This window comes from Trueperaceae bacterium (assembly GCA_031581195.1).
Lineage (GTDB): Bacteria > Deinococcota > Deinococci > Deinococcales > Trueperaceae > SLSQ01.
In genome coordinates this window covers 1-25,460 of the sequence record JAVLCF010000019.1, presented here as the reverse complement: position 1 = coordinate 25,460, position 25,460 = coordinate 1, and the positions used below count along the sequence as shown (strand labels likewise).

At 76.3% G+C, this 25,460-nt stretch carries 23 protein-coding genes; 4 read left to right on the top strand and 19 right to left on the bottom strand.

Going from position 1 to position 25,460, the window contains the following annotated elements:
- Positions 1-1,296 (top strand): S8 family serine peptidase (locus RI554_03125; protein MDR9391000.1); only part of this gene is annotated, 1,296 nt, incomplete at its 5' end.
- Positions 1,297-1,306: 10 nt separating this feature from the next.
- On the opposite strand, the gene RI554_03120 is transcribed toward RI554_03125, so the two are convergent.
- From RI554_03120 to RI554_03110, 3 genes are all read right to left on the bottom strand, one after another.
- Positions 1,307-2,179, bottom strand: a complete 873-nt coding sequence (locus RI554_03120; GenBank protein MDR9390999.1) for a carbohydrate ABC transporter permease — start codon at positions 2,177-2,179, stop codon at positions 1,307-1,309.
- The gene (locus RI554_03115; protein MDR9390998.1) at positions 2,176-3,291 is read right to left on the bottom strand and encodes a sugar ABC transporter permease; all 1,116 of its coding nucleotides are present in this window, start codon (positions 3,289-3,291) and stop codon (positions 2,176-2,178) included. Before RI554_03115 ends, RI554_03120 begins: the two co-directional genes overlap by 4 nt.
- A gap of 183 nt (positions 3,292-3,474) precedes the next feature.
- On the bottom strand, positions 3,475-4,710 hold the full coding sequence (locus tag RI554_03110; protein MDR9390997.1) for an ABC transporter substrate-binding protein: 1,236 nt from the start codon (positions 4,708-4,710) through the stop codon (positions 3,475-3,477).
- 226 nt (positions 4,711-4,936) lie between these two features.
- Here RI554_03110 and recG point away from each other — a divergent pair, with 226 nt between their 5' ends.
- Genes recG through RI554_03095 form a run of 3 tightly spaced genes read left to right on the top strand, consistent with a single transcriptional unit; the run spans position 4,937 to position 10,100 of the window.
- Positions 4,937-7,333: an ATP-dependent DNA helicase RecG gene (gene recG, locus RI554_03105; protein ID MDR9390996.1), complete on the top strand. Its 2,397-nt coding sequence runs from the start codon at positions 4,937-4,939 to the stop codon at positions 7,331-7,333.
- Between the two features lie 50 nt (positions 7,334-7,383).
- Positions 7,384-8,955, top strand: a complete 1,572-nt coding sequence (gene serA, locus RI554_03100) for a phosphoglycerate dehydrogenase (protein ID MDR9390995.1) — start codon at positions 7,384-7,386, stop codon at positions 8,953-8,955.
- Complete coding sequence (locus tag RI554_03095; protein ID MDR9390994.1) at positions 8,952-10,100, top strand: aminotransferase class V-fold PLP-dependent enzyme; 1,149 nt, start codon at positions 8,952-8,954, stop codon at positions 10,098-10,100. The genes serA and RI554_03095 overlap by 4 nt, the downstream gene beginning before the upstream one ends.
- 7 nt (positions 10,101-10,107) lie before the next feature.
- On the opposite strand, the gene RI554_03090 is transcribed toward RI554_03095, so the two are convergent.
- From RI554_03090 to RI554_03015, 16 genes are all read right to left on the bottom strand, one after another.
- Positions 10,108-10,884, bottom strand: coding sequence for a hypothetical protein (locus RI554_03090; protein MDR9390993.1), 777 nt, complete (start codon positions 10,882-10,884; stop codon positions 10,108-10,110).
- On the bottom strand, positions 10,881-12,536 hold the full coding sequence (locus RI554_03085; GenBank protein ID MDR9390992.1) for an ABC transporter ATP-binding protein: 1,656 nt from the start codon (positions 12,534-12,536) through the stop codon (positions 10,881-10,883). The genes RI554_03090 and RI554_03085 overlap by 4 nt, the downstream gene beginning before the upstream one ends.
- Positions 12,533-13,768 (bottom strand): hypothetical protein, encoded by a 1,236-nt coding sequence (locus RI554_03080; protein MDR9390991.1) that lies wholly within the window; start codon positions 13,766-13,768, stop codon positions 12,533-12,535. Before RI554_03080 ends, RI554_03085 begins: the two co-directional genes overlap by 4 nt.
- On the bottom strand, positions 13,765-14,535 hold the full coding sequence (gene lpxA / locus RI554_03075; GenBank protein ID MDR9390990.1) for an acyl-ACP--UDP-N-acetylglucosamine O-acyltransferase: 771 nt from the start codon (positions 14,533-14,535) through the stop codon (positions 13,765-13,767). Before lpxA ends, RI554_03080 begins: the two co-directional genes overlap by 4 nt.
- Positions 14,536-14,539: 4 nt before the next feature.
- Positions 14,540-14,959, bottom strand: a complete 420-nt coding sequence (gene fabZ / locus RI554_03070) for a 3-hydroxyacyl-ACP dehydratase FabZ (protein ID MDR9390989.1) — start codon at positions 14,957-14,959, stop codon at positions 14,540-14,542.
- A gap of 4 nt (positions 14,960-14,963) precedes the next feature.
- Entirely contained in the window at positions 14,964-15,998 is a 1,035-nt protein-coding gene (locus RI554_03065; GenBank protein ID MDR9390988.1) for a Gfo/Idh/MocA family oxidoreductase, read from the bottom strand.
- Entirely contained in the window at positions 15,995-16,831 is an 837-nt protein-coding gene (locus tag RI554_03060) for a UDP-3-O-acyl-N-acetylglucosamine deacetylase (protein MDR9390987.1), read from the bottom strand. Before RI554_03060 ends, RI554_03065 begins: the two co-directional genes overlap by 4 nt.
- Positions 16,828-17,862, bottom strand: a complete 1,035-nt coding sequence (lpxD, locus tag RI554_03055) for a UDP-3-O-(3-hydroxymyristoyl)glucosamine N-acyltransferase (GenBank protein MDR9390986.1) — start codon at positions 17,860-17,862, stop codon at positions 16,828-16,830. The genes RI554_03060 and lpxD overlap by 4 nt, the downstream gene beginning before the upstream one ends.
- The gene (locus RI554_03050; GenBank protein MDR9390985.1) at positions 17,859-19,616 is read right to left on the bottom strand and encodes a hypothetical protein; all 1,758 of its coding nucleotides are present in this window, start codon (positions 19,614-19,616) and stop codon (positions 17,859-17,861) included. The genes lpxD and RI554_03050 overlap by 4 nt, the downstream gene beginning before the upstream one ends.
- A gap of 8 nt (positions 19,617-19,624) precedes the next feature.
- Positions 19,625-20,659 (bottom strand): rod shape-determining protein, encoded by a 1,035-nt coding sequence (locus RI554_03045; GenBank protein ID MDR9390984.1) that lies wholly within the window; start codon positions 20,657-20,659, stop codon positions 19,625-19,627.
- A gap of 123 nt (positions 20,660-20,782) precedes the next feature.
- Positions 20,783-21,337 (bottom strand): tRNA (adenosine(37)-N6)-threonylcarbamoyltransferase complex dimerization subunit type 1 TsaB, encoded by a 555-nt coding sequence (gene tsaB, locus RI554_03040; protein ID MDR9390983.1) that lies wholly within the window; start codon positions 21,335-21,337, stop codon positions 20,783-20,785.
- A 10-nt stretch (positions 21,338-21,347) separates the two neighbouring features.
- Positions 21,348-21,779 (bottom strand): tRNA (adenosine(37)-N6)-threonylcarbamoyltransferase complex ATPase subunit type 1 TsaE, encoded by a 432-nt coding sequence (gene tsaE / locus RI554_03035; GenBank protein MDR9390982.1) that lies wholly within the window; start codon positions 21,777-21,779, stop codon positions 21,348-21,350.
- The gene (locus RI554_03030; GenBank protein MDR9390981.1) at positions 21,776-23,458 is read right to left on the bottom strand and encodes a hypothetical protein; all 1,683 of its coding nucleotides are present in this window, start codon (positions 23,456-23,458) and stop codon (positions 21,776-21,778) included. The genes tsaE and RI554_03030 overlap by 4 nt, the downstream gene beginning before the upstream one ends.
- 115 nt (positions 23,459-23,573) lie before the next feature.
- The gene (locus RI554_03025) at positions 23,574-23,858 is read right to left on the bottom strand and encodes a MoaD/ThiS family protein (protein ID MDR9390980.1); all 285 of its coding nucleotides are present in this window, start codon (positions 23,856-23,858) and stop codon (positions 23,574-23,576) included.
- On the bottom strand, positions 23,855-24,817 hold the full coding sequence (locus RI554_03020; protein MDR9390979.1) for a hypothetical protein: 963 nt from the start codon (positions 24,815-24,817) through the stop codon (positions 23,855-23,857). The genes RI554_03025 and RI554_03020 overlap by 4 nt, the downstream gene beginning before the upstream one ends.
- A 105-nt stretch (positions 24,818-24,922) precedes the next feature.
- A complete protein-coding gene (locus RI554_03015) occupies positions 24,923-25,411 on the bottom strand; it encodes an EVE domain-containing protein (protein ID MDR9390978.1) in 489 nt (162 codons plus the stop codon).
- Between the last annotated feature and the right edge of the window lie 49 nt (positions 25,412-25,460).

Here is a 25,460-nt window from a genome sequence, read left to right as displayed (position 1 = left end):
ACCGACGTCACCGCACGACCGTCCCCCTGGACGCACGTCCGAAAGATCACCGACACGCTGCACGTCCTCGAGGCCGACGCGGCCCGCGGGGCCGTGCGGACGGCCGCCGCGCGCTTGGCGGCGGCGCCCGGCGTCGTGGGGGTCGCCCCCGACGCGGTCGTGGCGCCCGCGATCCACGTCGACGACCCGCGCGCGGCCGACCAGTGGGCGTTGTCCGCGGCGGGGGTCGGGGTCGCGCACGACCTGCTGGCGGTCGGGCCCCCCGCGGCCCCCGTCACGGTCGCGGTGATCGACGGCGCCATCGACCTCGGTCACCCCGAGCTGGTTGCCTCGCTCCTCCCCGGCCTCGACGTCTGCAGCCGCGTCGAGGACGGCGGCTGCGCCGGGATCGACGACGATCCCGGCGCAGACGACGAGCCCGTTCCGCCGCTCGATCACGGCACGCACGTCGCCGGCATCGTCGCCGCACCGCCCGACGACGGCGTCGGGATCGCCGGCGTCGCACCGAACGCCCGCATCCTTCCCGTGAAGGTCTTCCACGCCGACGCCGGCTGCGCCACGCGGATCAGCGACCTCGTGACCGCCCTCCGGTGGTCGGTGGGCCTGCCGGTGGACGGCCTCCCGGCGAACCCGCACCCCGCCGACGTCGTGAACCTGAGCCTCTCGGGCGGCACCACGTCCGACCTGCTCCAGGCGGAGATCGACGCGGTCCGCGCGACGGGCGCGGTGATCGTGGCCGCCGCCGGCAACGACGGTGGGAGCGTCCTGCCGTTCCCCGCGTCGGCGGACGGCGTCGTCGCGGTCGGCGCGACCACGCGCTACGGGGTGCGCGCCAGCTTCTCGAACGCCCGCCGGAGCGACGCCGGGGGGCCGGGCCACCTCGACCTGATGGCGCCCGGCGCCGACATCCTCAGCACCGTCCCCGGCGGCCACGACTTCGCGAGCGGGACCAGCATGGCGGCGCCGCACGTCGCGGGCGCCGTCGCGACGCTGTTGGGGCGCGAGCCCGACCTCGCGCCGGACGCGGTCCTCGCGCGCCTCCAGGCGGCGACGTACGTCGACCCCACGATCATGACGCCCGACACGTACGGCGCCGGCGTCCTCCGCCTCGACGCCCTCCACGGGGCGCCCGCCCCCCGCACGCACGCGACGCGGACGGCGGAGCTCCACGTCACGCAGGGCGGGGCGGCGTTCCGCGCGCCGTTCGACCTGGACCGGGGGGTCGCCCGCGTGGCGGTCGACGGCGAGGGTCCCGTCGACCTGCACCTGACGTGGGACGGCGCGACCTACCGGTGAGGGGCGCGGCTCAGCCCTTGACCGACCCCGCCAACAGACCGCGAATGAAGTAGCGGCCCAGCACCACGTAGATCAACAGGGTCGGGAGCGCCGCCAGGATGCTGCCCGCCATCGGCAGGTTCCAGTTGACCGCCTCCCCGCCCGCCAGGTTCGCCAGCGCGACGGTGATCGGTTGGGTCTCCTGCCGCGTGAGGGTGACGGCGAACAGGAACTCGTTCCAGATCTGCGTGAACTGCCAGATCACGACCACCACGAACCCCGAGACGCTCAACGGGAAGAGGATGCGGGCGTAGATCCCGAAGAAGCCCGCCCCGTCGATCTTCGCGGCGTCCAGCATCTCGTCGGGGATCTCGGCGTAGAAGTTGCGGAAGATCAACGTCGTGATCGGGAGGCCGTACACGACGTGCGTCAGGATCAGGCCCGACAGGTCGCCGTACAACCCCACGTCGCGCAGGAACTGGAACAACGGGATCAGGATCGCCTGGTAGGGGATGAACATCCCGAAGAGCATCAACGGAAACACGACGTTCGCCCCCGGGAACCGCCACTTCGACAACACGTAGCCGTTCAACGACCCCAACAACGCCGAGCCCGCCGTCGCGCTCACCGCCAGGACGAGGCTGTTGCGCAACGTCGGGGCGAACGCCTCCCACGCGGTCACGAAACTGCCCCAATTCCACGTCTCCGGCAGCCGCCAGGTGTCCGCCAGCGTGATTTCGGCCGGCTCCTTGAGGGCCGTCACGACCACCAGGTAGACCGGCAACAGGTAGAACGCCGTCGCCAGCAGCAGCAGCGCGTAGATCACCCAACGGAAGCGCCCGCGGCGTCCGCCGGACCGGCGGCGCCCCAGGTCGAGGCCGGCGTCCCGCGTCGCGACGCTCACCGCCGTACCTCGCCCTTGAGGCTGCTGCGCAGGTACGGCACGATCACGAGCGCCACCATGATCAGCAGCACCATCGCGATCGCGGCGCCCTCCGCGAAGCGGTTCGCGCGGAAGCTACGCAGGTACATCAGCAACGCCGGCACGTCGGTCGTGGCGTTGTCCGCCCCCGCCATCGCCCAGATCAGGTCGAAGATCTTCAGGCTGATGTGCCCCAGGATGATCATCGCCGACAGCGTGATCGGCCCCAACAGCGGCAGGACGACGTGGCGGTACACCCCGAACTCCGACGCCCCGTCGACCCGCGCCGCTTCGCGAAGGTCCTCGGGGACGCCCCGCAGGCCCGCCAGGTAGAGCGCCATCGTGTAGCCCGACAACTGCCAGACCGCGGCGACGACGATCCCGACGAAGGCGACGTTGAAGCCGTGCGGCTCCGGGTAGGGCAGCAGCGTCACGCCCGGCGTGCCGCTCAGGGCCCACCCCAGCAGCCCGACCGTGACCGCGCCGTGGACGCCGGCGCGGACGCGCCGGCGGTCGCGCCACGCGCGCCATGCGGCGTACGCGAAGAACGCCGCGGCGGTCCCGGCGAGGTAGGCGGGGACGGTATTCCAATCGAACTGCCAGATCTGTTCGCGGGTCGTCAACCAGCGAAGCTCGAGGGCGGGGAGCCCCACCAGCTCCGGCAGGACGTTCACGCCGCCCGCCGGCTGCAGCATCCAGCGCCAGACGGTGCCCGTCACGATGAAGGCGAGGGCGAAGGGGAACAGGAAGATCGTGCGGAAGACCGCCTCGAAGCGGACCTTCTGGTCCAGCAGGATCGCCAGCCCCAGGCCCAGTCCGAGCGTCCCGAGCAGGAAGAACACCGTGAAGAAGAAGGTGTTGACGAGGTCCTGCCGGAAGCGGACGTCGATCAGGCCGGTGAACAACTTCCGGTAGTTCTCGAAGCCGACGAACGCCAGTTCGGGGTTCAACGCCAACGCTTGGCTGGCGTCGGCCCCCCAGTTCGTCAGCGACACCCACGCCGTCCGCCCGATGAAGCCGTAAACGAAGATCGACAACAGCACGAGCGACGGCAGCAGCATCAGGAAGGCGACGAGGCGGTCGTTGGTGCGCATGGGCCTCCTCGGGCGGGAGCGGGGGACGGCGGGGGGTGGGCGACGTCGGGCGTGCCGGGTCGGGCGTGCCGGGTCGGGCGTGCCGGGTCGAGCGTCCGAGGTCGGACGCGCGCAGCGAAATCGGTCGAACGGCGAAATAGGGGTGGGGGAGGCCGGACGGCCTCCCCCGTGCGCGAGCGGAGCTTACTCGCCCAGGCCGACCTGCGTCGCGACGGCCTGCGCGGCGTTCGCGGCGGCGTCCGCGGAGCCGGTGGAGAGGAAGATCTCCATCACGGTCGCGAACTCGCTCATGAACGCCTCCTTCGCCGCGGTGCCGTGCACCAGGCTGCCGACCTTCGCGTCGCCCGCGAAGTCCTCCGCGGCGGACCGGAGGTAGGCGTTGTACAGCGACAGGTCGCTGTCGAGGCGCGGGCTGATCGAGCCCTTCAGCGGGTTGAAGGCGTCCTGGCCCTCCTGCGAACCGACCAGCTCGAGCCACTGGATCGCTTCGGCGCGGTTGGGTGCGCCGACCGGCAGGCCGAACGAGTCGGAGAGCAGCATGAAGGTGCCGTCGGTGCCGGGGCTGGCGGCCCAGCCGAAGTCGGTGCCCGGCTCCAGCCCGAGGGTCGTGACCTTGTAGCCCGCGGCCCAGTCGCCCATGACGTTGAAGGCCGCCTCCCCGGACACGATCCGGTCGGTGGCCTGCTGCCAACTGAGGCCCGAGGCGTCGTCGTTCGTGCACGCCATGACGTCCCCGAACGTTTCCCACGCCGCGACGACGCGCAGGTCGGTCCACGCCAGGTCCCCCTCGAACAGGGCGGTGTAGTCGTCGTTGCCGAGCTCGGCGAGCGCGACGCTTTCCCACAGGTGCTGAATCGTCCAGTTCTCCCCGACCACGAGCGGCGTCACGCCCTGGTCCTCGAGCGCGGGACAGGTCTCGTCGATGAACTCGCCCCACCCGTTGGGGACGCTCACGCCCCACTCGTCGAGGCGGTCGGGATCGAACCACAGGACGTTGGAGCGGTGGATGTTCACCGGAACGCTCCAGATCCCCTCGTCGGTCGAAATGAGCTCGATCAGGTCCGCCGGGAAGGCGTCCAGGAAGCCCTCGCGCTCGAAGATCGGCGTGAGGTCCTCCATGCGGTCCGCCGCGACCCAGGTCCCGATGAGTTCCTCGCCGGCGTGCACCTGGAAGCTGTCGGGCGGGTCGCCGCCCAGCATGCGGGTCTTCAGCACCGCGCGGGCGTTCACGCCGGACCCGCCCGTCACGGTCGCGTTGATCACCTCGGTGTCGGGGTGGTCCACCTCGTACAGCTCGATGAGGGCCTCCAGGGCGGGCCCTTCGTCCCCCGCCCACCAGGAGAAGATCTCGAGTTCGCCCTGGGCGGCCCCCAGACCGAACCCCAGGACCACCGACCAAGCCAAGACGTGTCGCAACATGCGTCTCCTTCCCCCGGGGCGTGGCGCGCCCGGGACGGACCGGGTTCGCGTCCCCCCGCACCCCCGGGAGGGGGCCCGGACCGGCACGGCCACGGCGCCCGCCCGCGGGGCGGTGCGGTTCGACGAACCACGATCGCGTTGCGCGCATGCTAGCCGACCGTGCGCGCGGGGGGGTACGCATCGCGCACGCCTCCCGGTCGGGGGACCGCCGGCGGTATCGTGCCCCGTGCCGGACGTGCCCGACCTCCGCCGCCGCCTCCGCGGGCCGCTCGAACGCGAGCGGCGCGGTGGCTGCCGCGACGACGCCGTCGTCGGCGGACTCGAGAACCTCCTCGCGACGGTCGGTGCGCCCTTCGCCGACGTCCGCGCCCTCCTCGCGGGGTACCGCGACCTGGACCCGGACGCGCGCGCCGCGAAGCTCGACGCGGCGCTCGCGCACCTCGACGCCGCCGACGCCGCCGACGCCGCGAAGCGCGAGGCGCGCGAGGCGGAGCAGGAGGCGCGCGCGGCGGAACGCCGGGCGCGGGAGCGGGCCGAACGCCGCGCGGCGCTCCCCCCGGTCCGCGAGCTGCTCGATGCGGCGCTCGGCGAGGTGGAGATCGGCCTCGCTGCGCAGGCCCCCCGCCGCCTCGCGGAGATGGGCATCGAACGCCACCGCGACCTGCTGCACACCTGGCCCGGCCGCTACGAGGACCGCCGCGCCCTCCCCGACTTCGCGTCGCTCGAGGGGCGCGAGCAGGCCACCGTCCTCGGCACCCTCGTGGGCCGCAAGGGCGTGCGTTCGCGGCGCGGCCTGCACGTCCTGCGCGGCTTTCTCGAGGACGAACGCGGCGCGAAGGTGACGGTCGTCTGGTTCAACCAGCCGTGGCTCGAGGGCCAGCTGTTCCCCGGCCGCCGCGTCATCGTCACCGGACGCATCAAGGAGCGCGGGCGGACCCGCGAGCTGCACGCCGAACACCACGAGGTGCTCGAGGGCGAAGCGGGCCTCAGCAGCGGCCGCATCGTCGGGCTGTACCGCACGCCCCGCGGGATCTCGCAGGACTACGTTCGCCGCGCGGTGCACGCCCTCCTGGAGGCGCTCCCGACGCTGCCCGACCACCTGCCCCGCCGCGTCCTCGAGCGCGAGGACCTCGTGCCGCTCGACGTCGCGTTGCGCGCGGTGCACTTCCCCGACGACGAAGCCGCGCTCGCCGCGGCGCTCCGCCGCCTGCGCTTCGACGAGTTCCTGTTCCTCGAGCTGCGGGTGCTCCGCACCCGCCTCGCCGCGGAGGACGGCCGCGCGACGGAGGTCGCCGCGAGCGACGTGACGACCTTCGACGCGGCGCTCCCGTTCGCGTTGACGGGCGCGCAGAAACGGGTGCGCGAGGAGATCCTCGCGGACATGGCGCGCCCCCGCCAGATGGCGCGCCTCCTGCAGGGCGACGTCGGGAGCGGCAAGACCGCGGTCGCTGCCGCCGCCGCGTGGGCGGCGGTCCGGGCCGGCCGGCAGGTGGCGGTGATGGCGCCCACCGAGATCCTGGCGCGGCAGCACTTCGACAACCTCGCCGGGTACCTGCGGCCGCTCGGCGTGACGCTCGACCTGCTGACCGGCGCGCACGGCGCGGCGGACCGGCGCGAGGTGCGCGCCCGCATCGCGTCGGGGCAGGTGGACCTCGCGGTCGGGACGCACGCCCTCATCCAGGAGGGCGTGACGTTCCGCGACCTGGGGCTCGCCGTGATCGACGAGGAGCACCGCTTCGGGGTGGAGCAACGCCGCGCGTTGTTGCGCGACCTGCCCGACGTGCTGGTGATGTCCGCCACGCCGATCCCCCGCAGTTTGGCCCTGACGCTGTACGGCGACCTCGACCTGAGCGTCGTGGACGAACTGCCGCCCGGGCGGACGCCGGTGCGGACCGACCTGGTCGCCGCGAAGAAGCGGCGCGACGTCTACCGCCGCGTCGTCGAGCAGATCGACGCCGGCCGGCAGGCGTTCGTCGTCGCGCCGTTGATCGAACGGAGCGAGGCGGAGACGATGCAGGAGGTCGTCTCCGCCACGGAGATGGCGGACGACCTGCGGCAGCTGCTGCCCGAACGGGTCCGCGTCGACCTGCTGCACGGCCGCATGAGCGGGCCGGAGAAGGACGCCGTCATGGACCGGTTCCGCGCGCACGAGGTGGACGTGTTGGTCTCGACGACGGTCGTGGAGGTCGGCGTGGACGTCCCCAACGCCAGCGTGATGGTGATCGAGAACGCCGAACGCTTCGGCCTCGCGCAACTCCATCAGCTGCGCGGGCGGGTCGGGCGCGGGGCGGCGGAGAGCCACTGCATCCTCGTGACGGGCGACGCGTCGCGCGCGACCCGCGAACGCCTCGAGGTCGTCGCGAAGCACGCCGACGGGTTCGTCATCAGCGAAAAGGATTTGGAACTGCGGGGCCCCGGGGAGCTGCGCGGGACCCGCCAGTCGGGCCTCCCCGACCTGGAGCTGGGGGACCTGACGCGCGACGGGGACCTGATCGAACGCGCCCGCGACCTGGCGCGCGCCATGCTGGAGGCGGACCCGGACCTGCGCGCCCCGTGGGCGGCGCGCCTCCGCGAGGAGCTCGCGCGGCGGGTGGAGGCGGTCGGCCTGCGGCAGGTCATCTGACGCGCGACGCCGTGAGCGTCGGCGGACGCGACCCTGCTATCCTCCCCGGCATGCTGCGGCTCCTGGTCACCGACACGATTCAGTTGGGCACGCCCGCGTACGACGACGTCGAGGTCGTCGACCGCGCGGGCATCCCCCGCGACGAACTGCTGGACGTGATCGGGGGGTACGACGCGCTCGTGACGCGCTCCCGGACGCAGGTGGACGACGCCCTGCTCGCCGCCGCACCCCGCCTGAAGGTCGTCGGGCGCGGCGGGGTCGGGGTCGACAACATCGACCTCGACGCCGCCAGCCGCCGGGGGGTGGTGGTCCTCAACGCCCCCGAGGCGAACAACGTCTCCGCCGCGGAGCTCGCGCTGGCGTTGTTGTTGGCCGCGGCGCGTGGCGTGGGGCGCAGCGACCGCGCGATCCGCGACGGGACGTGGGACCGGACGTTCCTCGGGCGCGAGATCAAGGGCGCCCGCCTGGGCATCGTGGGGCTCGGGCGCATCGGGTCGCTCGTCGCGACCCGCGCCGCCGCGCTCGGGATGGAGGTCGCGGCGTACGACCCGTACGTCGCGCCACAACGCGCGGAGCGGCTGCAGGTGGAGCTGATCGAGGCGCTGCCCGACCTGCTCGCGCGCAGCGACGCCCTCACGGTGCACACGCCCCTCACCGAGGAGACCGACGGCATGATCGGACCCGACGAGCTCGCGACGCTGCCGCGCGGTGCGATCGTCGTCAACGCCGCACGCGGCGGGATCGTGCAGGAGGCCGCCCTCGCCGACGCGCTGGACGCCGGCCACGTGTTCGCCGCCGGCCTCGACGTCTTCCGCGACGAGCCGCCCCCCGACGACCACCCGCTGGTGCAGCGCGACGACGTGGTGCACACCGCGCACCTCGGCGCGAACACCCGCGAAGCGCAGGCCCGCATCGGGGCGGAGATCGTCGAGCGCACCGTCCAGGCGCTCCGCGGGGAGTACGGCCGCGGCGTCGTGAACGCGCCGGCCCTGTCGAGCGACGTCCTGCGCGAGTTGGGGCCGTACCTCGAGCTGGGCGAGGTGCTCGGCGCGACGGTCGGGCAGCTGCTGCCCGGCCGCGTGCACGAGCTCGGGGTGGAGTTGGCCGGCGAGTTCCCCCGCGACCCCGCCCCGATCGCGACGGCGGTCACGAAGGGGTTCCTGGAGCCGTTCCTCAGCGACCCCCCGAACTACGTCAACGCCGGCGCCATCGCCCGCGACCGGGACGTGCGGGTCGGGACCACCATCGCGGCGGCGGGGAACGGCTACACGCGCCTCGTGCGCGTCACGGCCCGCGGGCCGGAGGGCACCGCGTCGGTCGCCGGGACGGTGCTCGGGGGCACGCCGCGCATCACCCAGGTGGACGACTTCTCGATCGAGATCAAGCCCGCCCCCGCGATGTTGATCTGCACGAACGTCGACCGGCCCGGCGCCGTCGGGCGGGTCGGGACGCTGCTCGGGGACGCCGGCGTCAACATCGTCGGGATGCAACTCAGTCGCGTCGGGGAGGACGGCCTGGCGATGTTCGCACTCACCCTCGACGACGCGCCGGAGGCGCCGACCCTCGACGCGTTGCGGGACCAGACCGACGTCATCCGAAGCCTTCGGTTGGTGCGCCTGTGAAGCCGGTCAAGAGCCGCCTCGCGGCGCCCGGCCCGGTGGAGGTCCCCCCGCAGGTGCTGCAGGCGATGGCGCGCCCCCCGCTGCACCACCGTAGCGACGCCTTCGCGACGCAGCTCGTGGAGGCCCGCGAGGTCCTCGCCGACCTCGCGGCGCTTCCCGGTGGCGACGTCGCGATCCTGAGCGGCAACGGCACCACCGCCTTCGAGGCGGCGTTCCTCGCGACGGTCCCGCGCGGCGTGACGGTCGTCGCGGCGCACGCCGGCAAGTTCGGGGCGCGCTGGGCGACGGTGGCGCGGACGCACGGGCATCCGGTGGTCGACGTCACCGCGCCGTGGGGGGCGAGCGTCGCCCCCGACGCGCTCGCGGACGCCGTCGCCGCGGCGGGCGACGCGGTGGGCGCGGTGACGCTCGTGCACAGCGAGACCAGTACCGGGGCGTTGCACGACGTCGCGGCGCAGGCCGCCGCCGTCCGCGCCGTCGCGCCGCACGTCCGCATCGTCGTCGACGCCGTCACCAGCTTCGGGGTGTCGGAGCTCCGTCCGGAGGGGTGGGGCCTCGACGCGTTCGTGGCGGGCTCGCAGAAGGGCGTGCTGTTGCCCCCCGGGCTGGGGTTCGTGTGGTTGTCCGACCGGGTGCGGGCCGCCCCGCCCGACCCGCCGCGTAGCGTGGCGCTCGACGTGCACGGCGAACTCGAGGCACAGAAGGCCGGCCGGACCCGCACGACGCCCGCCGTGGCCCTCGTCGCCGGCCTCGCCGCGGTCCGCCCGGTGTTGCTGGCCGACGGCGTCGAGGCGCTCTGGGCGCGCCGCGCCCGCCTCGCGCGGGCGTTGCTGGCCGCCGGCGAGGCGGCCGGCCTGACGGCGTTCGCGGAGCGACCCAGCCCGGCGGTGGCGGCGCTCCGGGTGCCGGACGGCACCGCCGCGCCGGACGTCGTCGCTGCGTTCGCGCGCCGCGGCGTGCGGATCGCCGGCGGGCAGGACGACGCCAAGGGGTTCCTGATCCGCCCGTCGCTGCTGGGGCACGCCGACGCGTACGACGCGTTGGGTCTCGCCGGGACGCTCGAGGCGGCCCTGCGCGAGGTCGGCCTCGACGTTCCGTACGGCGCGGCGACCGGGGCGGCGGCGGCCGTCCTCGAAGCGGACTGACGCCCCGTCAGGGGCGCGCGAGCCCGACGAAGCGCACGAGGTCCGCGCCGACCGGACGGCGGTCGAAATCCCCGAACAGCCGCACCCGAGCGAAGCCGGCGGCGCGGAGGGCGCGCACGAGTTCGAAGCGGTGCCACGCCCACTGGTGCAGCGTCGCGTGCCGCCGCGCGACCCGCCCGTCGGGGTCGGTGACGTCCACGAGCCACGAACTGGTGAGGTGCTGCTCGATCGCGTCGTAGCGTCGGACGCGCCAAGCGCTCACGTGGCGTCCGTCCGGCCGGTCCTCGTCGACCTCCAGGACCGGGACGCCGTCCGCGACGTCGCCGGGCGGCGCGAACGCGTCGAAGGCGAACACGCCGTCGTCGGCGAGCGCCGCGCGGACCGCGTGCAGCAGGCGGTCCTGCGCGTCGGGGGGCGGCACCTCGTTCAGGACGTGGAAGGGCGCGGCGACCCACGCGAACGGTCCGCCGGCGGGGGGGTCGCCCTCGCCGAGCGGCTCCGCCCGCCAGGTGACGTGGGCGTCGAGACCGCGCTCCGTCAGGCGGGCGGCGCCCGCGGCCCGCATCGCGGCGGCCGGCTCCACCGCGACGACGTGCTCCGCGAGGCGCGCCAGGTCGGGCGTGACGCGGGCCGCGCCCGCGCCGATTTCCAGCCCCACGCCGGGGTGGTCGAGGGCGACGTCGCGGTAGAACGCCAGGTCGTCGCGGTAGCCGCCGTGCAGCAGCTCGTACAGCGCGACGTCGTCGTACAGGGCGCGCGCGCCGCCGGCCGGCTCGCGCGTCACGCGGTCCCCGCCGGCGGAGCGGGCGCGAGGTGCCCGTCCGCGAGGTGCAGCACCGTGTCGGCGGCGGCCGTCACGGCGTCGCGGTGCGCGACGACGAGGACCAGGCGCCGCGTCGCCTCGTGCGCGAGGGTCGCGACGAGCGCCGCCTCCGACGCGGCGTCCAACGCCGCACTGGGTTCGTCGAGCACCAGCAGGCGCGGTTCGCGCAGGAGCGCGCGGGCGACCGCCAGGCGTTGGCGTTGCCCCCCCGACAGGCCCGCACCGTCCTCCGCCAGCTCCCCGTCGAGCCCCCCGGGGCGGGCGGCGACGAGGGCGTCCATCCCGACCGCCGCGAGCGCCGCGTGGACCGCCGCGTCGTCGTACGCCGCCCCCAACGTCAGGTTGTCGCGGAGGCTGCCGCGCAGCAGGTCCATCGATTGCGGGACCCAGGCGACGTGCGCGCGGGGGGCGAGCGGCGCGCCCGCCCAGAGGAGGCGGCCCCGTTCGGGGGGCAGGAAACCGAGGAGGGCGGCGACGAGGCTGGATTTGCCGGCACCGCTCGCGCCGGTGACCGCCACGAGGCCGGTGGCGGGGAGCGCGACCGACGCGCCGCGCAGCAGCCAGGGCCCGCCGTCGCGGCGGAGCCAGACGTCCTCGAGGGTGAGGCCGTCGCGCGCCGCGTCGCGGGCGGCGGGCCCGGCGTCGTCCGGCGGGGTGGGGGCGTCCCGGGTGGGGGCGTCGTCCGTCTCGAGGTCCCGTAGGCGGGCGTCCGCCGCCCGCGCCTGCACCGCCATCGCGTAGCCGCGGGGCAGCAGTTGCGCGGGGTTGGCGAGCAGCGCGACGAGGGTCAGGTACTCCGCGACCTGCCCGACGCTCAGCGCGCCCGCCGCCGCGCGGCCCGCGAGCAGCGAGACGAGGACCGCGAGGGCGACGAACACCGCCACTTGGCTGGCGGGGACCTGCAGCGCCGCCCACGCCCCGCGGCGCGCCCCCGCCGCGCGCGTCGCGGCGTTGGCGCGCGCGAAGCGGCGCAGCAGGAACGCCTCCGCCCCGAACGCGCGCGCGACCGCGTGGTGGCGGAGCCCCTCCTGGAGGTCGGCGGCGACCGCTTCGGTGCCGGCCTGCGCGCGGGTCGCTTGGCGCCGGAGGCGGCGCCCGAGCCGCTGCATCAGCAGGCCGATCGGGACCCCCAACGCGACGAGCGCGGTGGTGGCGACCGGGTCGCGCCACGCGAGGAGGGCCAGGACGACGAGGATGGCGGTCGATTCCGCGACGAGCGTCCCCAGGCCGGCCTGGTGGTACAGCTCGATCTCGCGCAGGTCCGCCGGGAGGCGGCCGGCGAGGCCGCCGGACGTGCCGGGCAGGCGCCCGGGGGGGCGCGCGAGGAGGCGGCGGTAGACCGCCTCCCGGCGGTCGGCGGCGAGGCGCGCGCCGGCCCGCGCGAGGAGGGCGTCCTGCAGCGCCAACGCGAGGGACGCGGCGACCGCCACGAGGCCGGTGACGGCGAGGACGCGGGGCAACGCCGCGAGGTCGCCCCCGATGATCACGCGGTCGAGGAGGGGCGGGACGAACGCGGGGACGACCGCGACGCGCAGCACGCCGCTCCCGGCGGCGGCGGCGGCGCCCGCCCAGCCGGGGGCGCCGTAGGGCGCCAGCACGCGCCCGGCGTTCACGCCGGCCCGCCCAACGCCGCGAGGACGCGGTCGGCGACGATTCCCGCGGCGCCGGGCCGCGGCATGGTGGCGGCGAGGCGGGCGCGACGGTGCGCCAGGTCACCTGCGTCGGCCAGGAGCGCATCGAGGCGGCGGGCGAGATCGCAAGCGTCGACGAGGCCCGCGACCTCCTCGAAGGGTGCGTCGTCCGCGATGCGGTTCGGGAGCGACACCGGTTGGTCGAGGCGCTCGACGAACGTGCGGACCGCCGCCCGCTTGAGCGGCGGACCGATCCACGGCAGCAGCCCCAACCAGTGCCCGGCGCCCTCGAGCGGAATCCGTTCGGGCGCGTTCATGGGCAGCACCACCAACGCCGGGACGCCCGCCACCCCCAGCTCGAGGGTGTTCGTCCCGGGGATCGTGAGCGCCAGGTCGGCCGCCCGCAGGTGCGGGTGCCGCGCGGTTTCGGGCACCATCTCGACGCGCGCGCCGGACGGCGTGACGACGACGTCGCCGTTGCGGCGCCCGGCCACGCCGCCCAGGACGTCCTTCTCGACGCCCGCGACGCCGTCGCGGATCGCGGCGTCGGACAGCATGCGGCTGACCGGCCACACGAACCGCGCGTCCGGACGCGTCGGCGCGAGGGCGTCGACGACGGCGAGGAACAGCGGGATCAGGACCCGCGCGAAGGCGTCGCGGCTGCCCGGCATCACCAGCAGGTGCGGCGCGCCCGCGTCCGGTGCGGGCGGCGTGTCCTGCAGGACGTCGGCAACCAGGTTCCCGGCGACCTCCACGCGCGCCGCGGGGGTCCCGCGCCGCACCGCCCGGCGGGCGGTGCGGGCGTCGGGGACGTAGAGGCGGACGACGCGGCGGTGCCGGTGGGCGGTGAACGCGTACCGGTGGAGCGGGTGCCCCAGCCGGGCGGCGAGCGCCGCGGCGTGCTGCACGCCGCCCCCGAGCTGCAGCACCACGCCGCGGGCCGCTCCGAGGCCGGCGGGTGCGCGGCCGGTGGGGACGCTCCGCGCGAACTGCGCGGGGGTCGTGACGGCGTCCGCCCCGAACGTCGCCGCGATCTCCGCTTCGCGGCCCGACGCGAACTGGCAGGGGATCAACGCGATGCGGATCGCGACGTCCGGGTCGCGCGCCCGCAGCGCGTCGAGGACCGGCTTCGTCCAGGTCAGCAGTTCGCCGGGGCCGTTGCTGACCAGCACGACCTCGCGGTCGGTCGCCCGCCGTGCGGCGGGGTCGCTCACCGGCGGCCTCGGAAGCGGGCGAGGCCGCGGCGGCTGGCGGCCCGGAAGGTGCGCAGCCGCTCGACGTCCGGCGACGCGTCGGCCAGCGCGTGGAAGGCGTCCTCGTCGCGGCGCCGCAACGCCCGGACGGCGGCCTCGAGGGCGCGGTAGCGGTCGCCGTCGATGCCGTGCCGGGTGAGGCCGACGCCGTTGAGGCGGAAGTGTTCCGCCATGCTGCCGCGCGCCAGCGTGTACGGCAGGACGTCGCGGTTGACGGCGCTGTCGGCGCCCACCATCGCGTACGCCCCGACGCGGGTGTACTGGTGCACCATCGCCCCCGCGCCGAGCACCGCGTGGTCGTGGACTTCGGTGTACCCGCCGAGCTGGACGGTGGTCGTCAACGTCACGCCCCGCCCGACCCGCGCGTCGTGCGAGACGTGCGCGTAACTCATGACGAGGGTCCCGTCGCCGACGTGCGTCGCGCCGCCCGGCGTGCTGGCGCGGTGGATGCTGGCGAAGTCGCGCACCTGCACGTCCGCACCGAGCCGCACCTCGCTGCGTTCGCCCGCGAAGGCGTCGTCCATCGGGGCGCCCCCCAGCGCGGCGTACGGGCCCAGCACGGCGCGGGGCCCGACCCGCACGCCGTTCAGGAGGACGGTGCCGGGCAGCAGCCGGGCGCCGGCCTCGACGACGACGTCCGCCTCGACGACGCAGAAGGGCCCCACCACGACGCCCGCCGCGAGGCGGGCGACGGGGTCCACCACGGCGCTCGGGTGGACGTCCGCCATCGCGTCAGGGGCGGTAGACGAAGGAGAGCTTGGCGTCGGCGGCGGTCTCCCCGTCGACGTGGGCGCGCGCGTCGACGCGGGCGACCCCCCGCCGGAAGGCGGTGATGGTGCCGGTCAGGTCCAGCACGTCGCCCGGCACGACCTTGCGGCGGAAGCGGGCCTCGTCGATGCCGGCGAAGTAACCGACCTCCCCACCCTCGAACCCCTCGCGGGCGGCCAACCCCAACGCCGCGGCCTGCGCGAGCGCCTCGAGGATGAGCACGCCCGGCATCACCGGTTCGGCGGGGAAGTGCCCGACGAAGAACGGTTCGTTGATCGTCACGTTCTTCTTCGCGACGAAGTCGTCGCCCTCCTGGGACACGAGGCGGTCGACGAGCAGGAACGGGTAGCGGTGCGGCAGCACCGCGCGCGGGTCGTCGTTCACGCGCTCAGCGTACCCCAGGGTCGGTGGCGGGCCCCGCGACGACGGCGGCCGCCGCGCCCGGGTCGTGCGGCGCGCCGGTCGCGTCGAGGCGGCCCAGCAGGTCGGTGGCGACCCGGAGGCTTCGTAGGTCGTCCTCGAGCGTCCCGATCGGGGCGACGTCCCCCCCGAGGCGCGCCAGGAAGTGCGCGAGCTCTTCGCGGAGGGGGTTGTCCTCCGCGACGACCTGCAGGTCGCTGCGGACGTGCGTGTCGCCGGTCGCGTCGGGGCGCGAGCGGTAGACGGCGATCTCGGTGTGCGGCTCGCGCAGGAAATCGACGCGGAACGTCCGGTCGCGTTCCGCGACGACGAGGGTGCGTTCCGCGTCGGGCGCGACGCGGGACGCCAGGAGGCGCGCGACGGCGCCGTTCGCGAACGTCAGTTGCGCGGCCGCGACGTCCTCGCCGACCTGGTCGTCGCTCAGCGTGAAGCCGGACACCGTCGCCTCGCGCAACTCCGCGCCGACGAGGCCGAGGACGATGTCGATGTCGTGGATCATCAGGTCCAGCACCACCCCGACGTCGGTGATGCGGGCCTGCTGCGCAAGGCGGCGCGCCTCGACGAGGTAGGGCGCCTCGACGCGCTCCTGCAGCAACCGCACGGCGCGGAAGAAGCGGGTGATGTGCCCGACCTGCAGCACGACCCCCAGGTCGCGCGAGCGCCGCACGAGCGCCTCCGCTTCCGCGACGTCGGCGGTGACCGGCTTCTCGACGAGGACGTGCACGCCGGCCGCCATCAGGGCGTCGGTGAGGGCGTAGTGGTGGCGGGTGGGCGCGACGACGCTGGCGGCGTCGACCGGCGTCGCGGCGAGCAACGTCGCGACGTCGGGGTGGGCGGGCACCCCGAACTCGCGTTCGGCGCGCGCCCTCGCGTCCGGGTCGGGATCGACGACGGCGACGAGGTCGGCGCCGGGCAACGCCAGGTAGTTCCGGGCGTGGTGGCGGCCCATCACCCCGACCCCGATCACCGCGACGCGGGTGGCGCGTGCGCCGGGGCGGCTCACGCCGCCCCCGGTGCGGGGTGGGTGGGGGCGTCGTGGGGGGCGTCGGCGAAGGCTCCGGCGGCGGCCAGGGCGCGGGCGAGGGCGTGGTGGAGGGCGTGCCCGCCGCGCGTCACGCGAAGGCGGCCGGCGAACGGCCGGCCGAGCAGGTAGAGGTCCCCGAGCGCGTCCAGCGCCTTGTGGCGGACGGGTTCGTCGGGACGGCGGAGGGCCGGCGCGGCATCGTCGCCGAAGAGAATAGCATTCGCCTCCGACGCGCCGGCGGCGAGGCCGGCGGCGCGGAGCGCGTCGGCGTCGGCGGTGAAGCCGAACGTGCGGGCGTCCAGCAGGTCCCCCCACGCCGCCGGGCCGCCCGCCCACGCCTGCGTCCCGACGGCGGGGTGGTCGAAGTGGATGCGCACGTCGAGGTGCGTCGCGCCGGACGCGAGGTCGGCGTGCCCGCCGCCGTCCGCCGCGCGCACGCCGCCCTCCGGCGGCGCGAGCGGGGTGGGGGGCGGCGGGAACGGCGCGCGGGCCGCGAGGTCGGCGAGCGCGTCGCGCCACGGGCCGGCGGACCCGTCGAGGATCGGGAGTTCGGGACCGTCGACCTCGACGAGCAGGTCCGACCAGATGCCCGCGACGTGCAGCGCGGCGAGGAGGTGCTCGACCGTCGCGACGCGCACCCCGTCGGTCGCCAGCACCGTCCGGGCGCGGGCGTCGGCGACGGCGGCGAGGGTCGCGGGGATCGTGACGCCCCCGACCGCGAAGGCGACGGGGCCGGGACGGCGGTGCAGGTGCACGGTGGCGGGGTGGCCGCCGTGCACGCCGACGCCGGACAGGGTCGCGGCGTCGTTCATGCGCCGTCGTCCGACCGGCGGGCGGCGCGCACGAAGCGCCAGATCGCCTCGAGGTTGCCGATCAGGTAGCGCTCCCGCGCCCACGCCCGCATCGGGACGGCCGGCGTCCCGCCCCACGCCTCGCCGGCGGGGACGTCCTTGGAGACGCCGGCGCGGGCGGCGACCTGGGCGCCGTCCCCGATCCGAACGTGGTCGCGGATCCCCACGCCGCCGCCCAGCACGACGCCGTCCCCGAGCACGCAACTGCCGCCGATCGCGCACGTGCCGGCGACGAGGCAGCCCCGACCGATCTGGACGTTGTGCCCGATCTGGCAGAGGTTGTCGATCTTGCTGGCGTCGCCGACCCGGGTCGCGCCGAGCGTCCCCCGGTCGATGCAGGTGCCCGCCCCGATCTCCACGTCGTCGCCGACGTCGACCCACCCCAGGTGGTGGATCTTCTCCGGGCCTTCGGGGCCGGCGGCGTACCCGAAGCCGTCGGCCCCCAGCACCGCGCCGGCGTGCAGCACGGTGCGCGCCCCGACGCGGGTGGCGGGGTACAGCACGGCGTGGGGGTGCAGGACCGCGTCCGGCCCGACGTGGCAGTCGGCCGCGACGACGGCGTGCGCCCCGATCCGCGCGCCGGCGCCGACGTGCGCGCCGGCGCCGATCACGGCGCCCGGCCCGACCGAGACGCCGCCCTCCAGGACCGCGTCGGGCGAGACGTGCGCGGCGGCGTCGACCCCCGGCGGCGGGGCGGGGGTCGCGTCGAAGCGGCGCGTGAGGTGCGCCAGGGCCCGCCGGGGGTCGGGGTGGCGGAGGACCGGCGGGGCGCCGGCGGGAACGGTCGTCGTGGCGTCGACGACGACGGCGGCGAGCGCCGTCGCGCCGTCCGCCGCGAGGGTCGCGGCGAGGGCGCCCTCGTCGCTGCAGACGACGATGCGGCCGGCCTCCGGCGCGCCGGCCGGCGCGAGGCCGACCGCGGTCCGGACGTCGCCCTCGAGCGTCGCGCCGAGCGCCTGGGCGAGGACGTCGGTGGGGACGGGGTCCCTCACGGGGTCGCCTCCTCGGTCGGGTCCGCGTCGGTCGCGGACGCCGCGTCGGTGGGCGACGTCACCTGGACGGTGACGTGCCGCACGCCGGTCGCGACGCCGTCGGTCGCGAAGCGGGCGAGGCGGCGGGGGCGGTCGGGGCCGGGGATCTCGACGACGACCTCCCGCGCCTGCGGGCGGTTCTCGAGGGCAGCGAGCAGTTCCGCCCAGGAGAGGATCGGGGGGAGGTCGCTGATCGCTTGGCGGAGGGGGTCGCGGGGCGCGTCGGGTCGGTCGTCGCGGCGCGGGTCGGGCACCGACGCCCCGCGGATCGTCAGCTCCAGCGGGCCCGGCTCGACGTCGTCGGGGAGGGGAACGGAGAGGGTCCGGACGTCGGCGTCGCTCCGCCACGGTTGCAGCCGCACGAACGCGGGGACGGCGCCGCCCGGGGGGGCGGAGGGGCGCTCGAGCGCCACCTCGACGACCTCGACGTCGCGCGGTTCCGGGTGGGTGGTGACGACCAACGAGAGGCGCGCGAGGGTCGGCGCGCGGAACGGGTTGTCGAGCAGCAGGTCGACGGGCGCGGCGGCGAGCTGCGCGACGGCGGTCCCGAGGTCGGCATCGTCGCGACGTTGCTCGACGAACCGGACCGGGTCGCCGTCCTCGAAGGCGATCTCCCACGCGAGGTCGGCGCTGCCGCCCGCGACGCGGTCGCGGACGCCGTCGACCGCCATCTGCACGACCGCCGCCACGACGGCCGGCGCCAGGTCGGGGTGCGCGGGGACGTGCGTGCGCAGTGTCGTCGCACCCGCGGGGGTGTCGACGCGCACCGACGTGGGGATGCCGGCGGGCGCCGTCGAGGCCCGCGCGAGGAGGCCGGCCGCGCCGTCGCGCACCGCGCGCGCGGCGGGGGTGGGCGCGAGGTTGGCGAGCTTGTACGGCAGCGTGCGGCTCGGCACGATGGCGGTCACGTCGGCGGGCACGACCGTCAGGTCGGTCGGGCCGCTGCGCAGCAGCGGGTGCCCCAGCAGCAGCAGGTCGTCCCCCTGCACGTCGGTGACGGTCCCGAGCGCGGCGATCGTGAGGTCGCCGTGGGCCAGCGCGACGCCCACCGCGTCGCCCGGGGCGAGGGGGGCGGGCGCCGCGTCGCGCGGGGAGGCCCCGGTTCCGTCGTCCTGCAGCCGCCGTGGGGCGGCACCGGGCGCCCCGGCGGGCGTCCCGGCCATCACGTCGAGCCCGGCCCGCGCGAACGCCGGGCGGAGGTGCGCGACGGCGCGGGGGGAGGCGCCCTGCACGAGGACGGGCGTCGCGAGGCGGGCCGGTGCGGAGGCGGAGGCGGCGTCGTCGGGCGCGCCGTCCGACAGGGCGCGCATCTCGGCGATGGGGGTCACGAGGGCGAGGCGGTGGTCGGTGTCGGGGAAGGCGTAGCCGATGGCGCCGGCGAGGCGCGCCTCGCCGTCCACCTCGAGGTACACGGGACTGCCGCTCATGCCGGCCGCGACCCCGCCGACCGCCTCGACGAACGCGCCGCCGACCCGCACCAGGAGGAGCGGGAAGCCGGGCCCGTCGGGGGCCTGCACCGCGACGACGCGGACGTCCATGCGGCGCACGCCGTCCGCCCCCTCGGTCAGGGCGTACCCCTCGAGGCCGGGGGCGACGTCGGCGAGCGGCAGGTCGCCGGTCCCCTGCGCGACGGCGGGGACGAGCCCGGCCGCGGCGCAGAGCAGCGCGCATGCGGCCGCACGAGCGCGCCGAGCGGGTCCGCGAGCGGTCCGCACCGGGGCCCTCAGCGCCGGAGGAAGTTGTCGGAGATGAGGGCGTCCTCGAGGACGTGCACCATGTCCAGCGCGCGTCCGGTTCCGAGCGCGACGGCGTCGGTCGCGTTCTCCGCGACGACGACCGGGATGCCGGTCGTGCGGCGCAGCAACTCGTCGAAGTTCCGCAACAACGAGCCGCCCCCCGTCATGATGATGCCGCGGTCGATGACGTCGCTCACGAGCTCCGGGGGGGAGGCCTCGAGCACCTGCCGGACGCCGTCGGCGATCTTCTGGATCGGTTCCTCCAGCGCCTCGACGGTGTCGGACGAACGGACCGTGACGGTCTTGGGGAGGCCGTTGACCAGGTCGCGCCCGCGCACCTCGAGGGTGTCGTCCGGTTCGCCCTCGATCAGCATCGCGGACCCCAACGTCCGCTTGATCTCCTCCGCCGTCCGGTCGCCGATCAGGAGGTTTTCCTTGTGCCGCACGTACTTCGTGATCGCCGCGTCGAACTCGTTGCCGGCGACGCGCAACGATTCGCTGACGACGATCCCCCCGAGGCTGATGACGGCGACGTCGGTCGTTCCGCCCCCGATGTCGACGATCATCGAGCCGCTCGGTTCCGCGATCTCGACGCCCGCCCCGATCGCCGCGGCGAGCGGCTCCTCGATCAAAAACGCCTTGCGGGCGCCGACCTCGCGGGTGGCTTGCAGCACCGCGCGCCGTTCGACCTCGGTGACGCCGGACGGGACGCACACCATCACGTGCGGCCGGTAGAACCGGCCCGGGCCGGTCACGACCTTGCGGACGAACGCCTGCAGCATCTTCTCGGTGAGGTCGTAGTCGGCGATCACGCCGTCGCGCATGGGGCGTTCCGCGGTGATGTTGCCGGGGGTGCGGCCCAGCATGGCGTACGCGTCGTCGCCGACCGCCTTCACCTCGCCGGTGTCGCGCACCATCGCGATCACCGAGGGTTCGCGCAGCAGGATGCCCTGCCCCTTGACGTAGATCAGGACGGTGGCGGTCCCGAGGTCGACGCCGATCTCTTGCCAGGGTCTGAACATCTGCGCTCCAAACCGCCGCACGGGCGTGCGGCGCGAAGGGTGGGGGCTCGGGTCGGACGCCGCTGCGCGCGCGACCGAGCGTCCCGGGAGTCTACCGCACGGCGCCGCCCGGCCGCGGCGGCGTCAGAGGTAGGCGGGGTCGGGGGGCGCGCCGCCCGGCGGGCGGGTCGCCAGCCACGTCGCGTCGGGCGCGACGTCCTCGAGCCAGCGGGCGTCCGCGTGCTCGGCCGCGACCGCGTCGCGGGGGCGTTTGGCGGCCGGCGCGCGCTCGATCAGGGCGTCGCCGGTGCGTGCGTACGTGGCGGCGTACACCTGGCCGCGGCGGGCGTCGCGCACGACGACGCCGATCTCGCCGGGCGCCAACGCCGCCCACGCGACCGGCGCGAGCGAGCTCGCGCCGCCCAGCGGCACGCCGAGCCCGAGCGCCAGCCCGCGGGCGGTGGCGACCCCCACGCGGAGGCCGGTGTACGACCCCGGCCCGACGCCGACCGTGACGGCGACCAGGTCGCTGCGCGCCGCCCCGACGTCGGCGAGGAGCGCCTCGAGGGTCGGGACGATCCGTCGGGCGTGAGCGCGCCCCACGTCGTCGCTCCGTCGCGCGACGGGGGTGCCGTCGGCGTCCGCGAGGGCGACGGCGAGGTGGGGGCCGGACGTGTCGAGGCCGAGGTGGAGGCGCACGCCGCCGAGGCTACCCGGCGGGGGCGGTCAGGGTGGCGTGCCGGGCGGCGTCGGCGCCGCCCGGGCGCGCGAGGGTGAGGCGCCACGCCTCGGGGTAGGCGTCGGCCAGGACGCCGCCCCACTCGACCGCGACCAGTCGGGCGCGGTCGAGGTACGCGTCCAGGCCGAGCTCGTTCAGCGCCGCCGCGCCGTCGAGGCGGTAGGCGTCGACGTGCACGACGACGCCGTCCGGCGTCGGGTACTCGTGCACGAGCGTGTACGTCGGGCTGGCGGCGCGGTCCGGGCCGCCGAGCGCCTCGACGAGGGCGGCCACGAACGTCGTCTTGCCCGCCCCCAGCGGCCCGTCCAGGAGCAGGAGGGCGCCCGCCGGGAGGCGGGCGGCGACCTCCCCGGCGAAGGTGCGGGTGGCGGCCACGTCGGGCAGGACCCGCACTCCGTTCACGACGCGCGGGTCTCCCGAACGACGGGGCCGCGGCGGCCGCCGTTCGCGGCGACGCCGCGCGCCACGAGGACCGTCCCGAGCAACGCGAGGACGGCGTAGGCGATCAGGCCGGCGTCGTGGTGGGCGGGATCGAACGGCGCCAACCAGGGCGCGACGTCGCGCGCGACGTCGGGCGCGAGCCAGGCGAGGCCCGCCGCCACGCCGCGCAGGACGACGGGCGCCAGCCAGAAGGCCAGACCCACCGCCAGCGCGCCGCGCCCGCGCGCGCCGCGCGCGGCGAGGGGGGCGACGACCGCCAGGAGCGCCAGCACGCCGAGCCCCACCTCGACCGCCGGCCGTGCGGTCCCGGCGAGGGTGGTTTGGGCGGTGGTGCGGACCGCGGGCAGCGGCGCGGCGGGGGCGCCGGCCAGGCGGTCCGGGAGGGTCGCGACGGCGTAGGCGAGGTCGGCGGCGTCGGCGGGGCGGGGGGCCGGCGTGCGGGCGGCGCGGTCGAACGCGGCGCGGAGCGACGCGTCGAGGGCGGGGCGGGCGGCGACCACGACCGGGCCGAGGTCCCGGTCGTACCGGGCGGCAGCGGTCCGGAGGTGGGTGCGGCCGCCCTCGACGTCGCCGGCCCGCCAGGCGCCGTGCGCCCGCGCGAGGGCGGTCGCGACGCCGTCGGCGAGGGCGTCGACGGAGTCCGCGCCGCGCTCGCGGACGTGCATCGCCAGGCGCGCGCGTTCGTCGTCGGGGAGGCCGTAGCGCGCCAGGCTCGTGGCGACGGCTTCGCTCGGGGCGGCGGGGGACGCCGCGTCGGTGGGGGCCGCCGCACCTTCCGGCGGCGCGTCGGTGCGGGCGGCGGTGGCGAGGGTGGTGAAGGCGTCCGCCAGGTCGCGGGTGCGGGCGCGGGCGCGGTCCGCGTCGCCGCCGACCCAGGCTTCGGCGGCCTCGAGGAAGGCGTCGGTCGGGTCGCGGGGCAGGTCGGGGGCGTCGTGCAGCAGGAGCGACGCGCCGTACGTTTCGGCGAGGACGCGGTAGGCGTCGGCGACCCCGCCGGCGGGCGGCCACGCCGACAGGCGGGCCGCGAGGTCGTCGGCGAGGGCGGCCTCCACCGCGCGCCGCACCGTCCGGACCGACGCGTCGTCGGCGGGGAGGACCGCGTCGGCGTCGAGCCCGACGTCGCGGAGGACGGTGCGGAGGCGGGCGTCGGCGGCGCCGGCGTCGCCGCGCACGCGGGCGGCGAGCCCGGATTCGTAGAGGAGGCGGCCGGCGGCGCCGCGCAGCGCCGCGACGTGCACCGCCAGGTCGGCGGCGTTCCCCGCGTCGGCGGCGGCGGTCGCGGCGCCGGTGACGGCGTCGGCGGACGCGAGCAGGGGCGCGTCGGCGTCGATCGCGAGGGTCCCGAGCGCCGTCCGGGCGCGCTCGAGGGCGGTGGTGGCGGCGTCCGGGTCGCCCGGCGTCGCGGCGAGCGCGTCGTCCAGCGCTTCGCGCGTGCGGTCGTAGCGCAGGACGACGGCGTCGGTCGCGGGGTCCGTCGGGGCGTCGGTCGCCGGTTGGGCGGCGACCGGCCCGGCGAGCGCCGCGCTCAGGACGACGGCAAGCGTGGCGCGGAGCGCGCCCGCGGCCCGGGCGGTCGTGGGGCGTGCGCGCGTGGGGCGTGCGCGCGTGGCACGGCGGGACGGGGGATGGGTGGGGGGCATCGTTCCTCCTCGCGCGCCGCGGGCGCGGCGGGTCCGACCTTCACGGTGTCACGCGCGGCGGGGGCCGGCGGTGACGGACGCGCCCGCCCCGGCGGGCGCGGGGCCGTGCGGCGGCTCAGCCGCCGGAGACGGGCGGGAGGAAGGCGACGGTCTCGCCGCCCTCGAGCGGCGTGTCGGGGGCCGCGTAGGCCTCGTCGACGGCGCACATGCTGCCGGTGAGGCGGAGGCCGTCGTACGTCGCTTCGAGGTGGTCGGCGAGCTGCCGGACGGTCGCGCCGGCGGGGAGCGTGACGCGGGTGTCGCCGACGCCGGTCGCGGTCCGGAGTTGCGCGAAGAAGCGCACCTCCACCGCGACGTCGGGCGTCGCGCCCGCGTCGGCCGGGGGGGTGGCGGCGCTCACGCCGCCTCCGCGGCGGCGTGCAGCGCGCGGCGGACGCCCTGCGCCGCGCTGAACGCTTCGGCGTAGCGCATGCGGGCCGGCCCGACGAGGGTCAGGCGTCCGGGGCCGTGGTGGAGGGGCACGTCGGTATGGACGAGGGCGACGTCCTCGTCGTAGCCCAGCGCGAGGGGACCGGCGTCGTCGGACGCCCCCTCGGGCGCGTCCCGCCCGCCGCGCTCGAGGCGCCGCGTGGCGCGCCGCAGGAAGCCGGGGTCGGCGGATTCGGGTTCGTCGAACAGGCGCGAGAGGCCGCGCGACACGATCTCGGTCTCGTGCAGGGTGGGCCACGCGTCCGCCAACGCGTCCAGCGTCCGGCGGATGCCGTCCCCGACGCTGCGGGCGCGGGCGCGGAGGGCGTCGGGCATCGCCGGCAGCGGCAGCGCCAGGTCGCGCACCAGGCGTTCGGTTTCGTCGAGCACGTCGGTCGACGGGGCGGGGTCGATCGGGACGAGCGCGTCGCGCGTCAGGCCGTTCTCGAGGACGGCGACCGCCAACAGCCGGCCGCTGGACAGCGGACTGAGGTGCACCTCGAGGGCGCGGACGTCCGGGTCGGCGGGGAGCTCCAGGACGACGGCGTAGCCCGCCAGGTCCGAGGCGGTGGCGGCGACGCCGTCCAGCAGCGCCCGCCCGTGCAGCGCCGCGAGGTGCGCCGCGAGTCGCTGGCGGAGGGACGGCGCGAGCGGCCGGGGGGGCAACAGCGCGCCGGCGTAGCGGCGGAAGCCCTCCGCGGTGGGGAGGCGGCCGGCGGAGGTGTGCGGTTGCGCCAGGAGGCCGGCCTCCTCGAGCGCCGCGAACTCGCTGCGGACGGTCGCTCCGGACACGCCGAGCCGGTCGGCGATCCAGGAGGACGGGACCGGCGTGGCGCGCTCGATGTACGCCTCGGCGACCAAGGCCAGGATCCGGGTCCGGCGTTCGCTCATGCCCGAAAACCTACCAGACCGGGGGGCGTTCCGGCCGCACGTCGCGTCACGCACGGGGTTGCGGCGGCCCCCCGGGCGGGCGCGGGGGGCGGAGGTCGGGGGGCTTCAGGCGCCGTCGTCGCCGTCGGGGGCGGGGCGTTCGGCCATCGCCAGGATGACGTCGACTTCGGCGTCGGCGACCGGCATGATGCTCAGGCGGTTGCCGCGACGCAGCAGCGGCAGGTCGGCGAGCGCCGCCTCCTCGCGCATCTCCGCGAGCGTCACGAGGCGCGGCAACTTCCGGACGGGCGTGACGTCGACCAGCATCCAGCGCGGGGCGTCGCGGGTGCTCTTGGCGTCGAAGTAGGGGCTGGCCTCGTCGAACTGCGTCGGGTCGGGGTACGGCTCGCTGGCGACCTCCGCGAGGCCGGCGACGCCGGGCGGTTGGACGTTCGAGTGGTAGTACAGCACCCGGTCGCCGATCCGCATCTCGTCGCGCATGAAGTTCCGCGCCTGGTAGTTGCGGATGCCGTCCCAGAGGGTGCGGCCCTCCGCCTCGAGGTCGTCGTAGCTGTAGACGTACGGTTCGCTCTTCATCAACCAACTGCGCGCCATGCGCGGATGCTACCGCGCCACCGGCGGGTGCGCGAGCGGGGTGTCCGCG

Bases quoted from the DNA above. Each gene is read 5' to 3' on its own strand.
- RI554_03115 (MDR9390998.1), bottom strand. From the start codon at position 3,291: ATGCGCACCAACGACCGCCTCGTCGCCTTCCTGATGCTGCTGCCGTCG.
- RI554_03020 (MDR9390979.1), bottom strand. From the start codon at position 24,817: ATGAGCGAACGCCGGACCCGGATCCTGGCCTTGGTCGCCGAGGCGTAC.
- RI554_03015 (MDR9390978.1), bottom strand. From the start codon at position 25,411: ATGGCGCGCAGTTGGTTGATGAAGAGCGAACCGTACGTCTACAGCTAC.
- RI554_03110 (MDR9390997.1), bottom strand. From the start codon at position 4,710: ATGTTGCGACACGTCTTGGCTTGGTCGGTGGTCCTGGGGTTCGGTCTG.
- lpxA (MDR9390990.1), bottom strand. From the start codon at position 14,535: ATGGCGGACGTCCACCCGAGCGCCGTGGTGGACCCCGTCGCCCGCCTC.
- RI554_03030 (MDR9390981.1), bottom strand. From the start codon at position 23,458: ATGCCCCCCACCCATCCCCCGTCCCGCCGTGCCACGCGCGCACGCCCC.
- RI554_03045 (MDR9390984.1), bottom strand. From the start codon at position 20,659: ATGTTCAGACCCTGGCAAGAGATCGGCGTCGACCTCGGGACCGCCACC.
- serA (MDR9390995.1), top strand. From the start codon at position 7,384: ATGCTGCGGCTCCTGGTCACCGACACGATTCAGTTGGGCACGCCCGCG.
- RI554_03060 (MDR9390987.1), bottom strand. From the start codon at position 16,831: ATGAACGACGCCGCGACCCTGTCCGGCGTCGGCGTGCACGGCGGCCAC.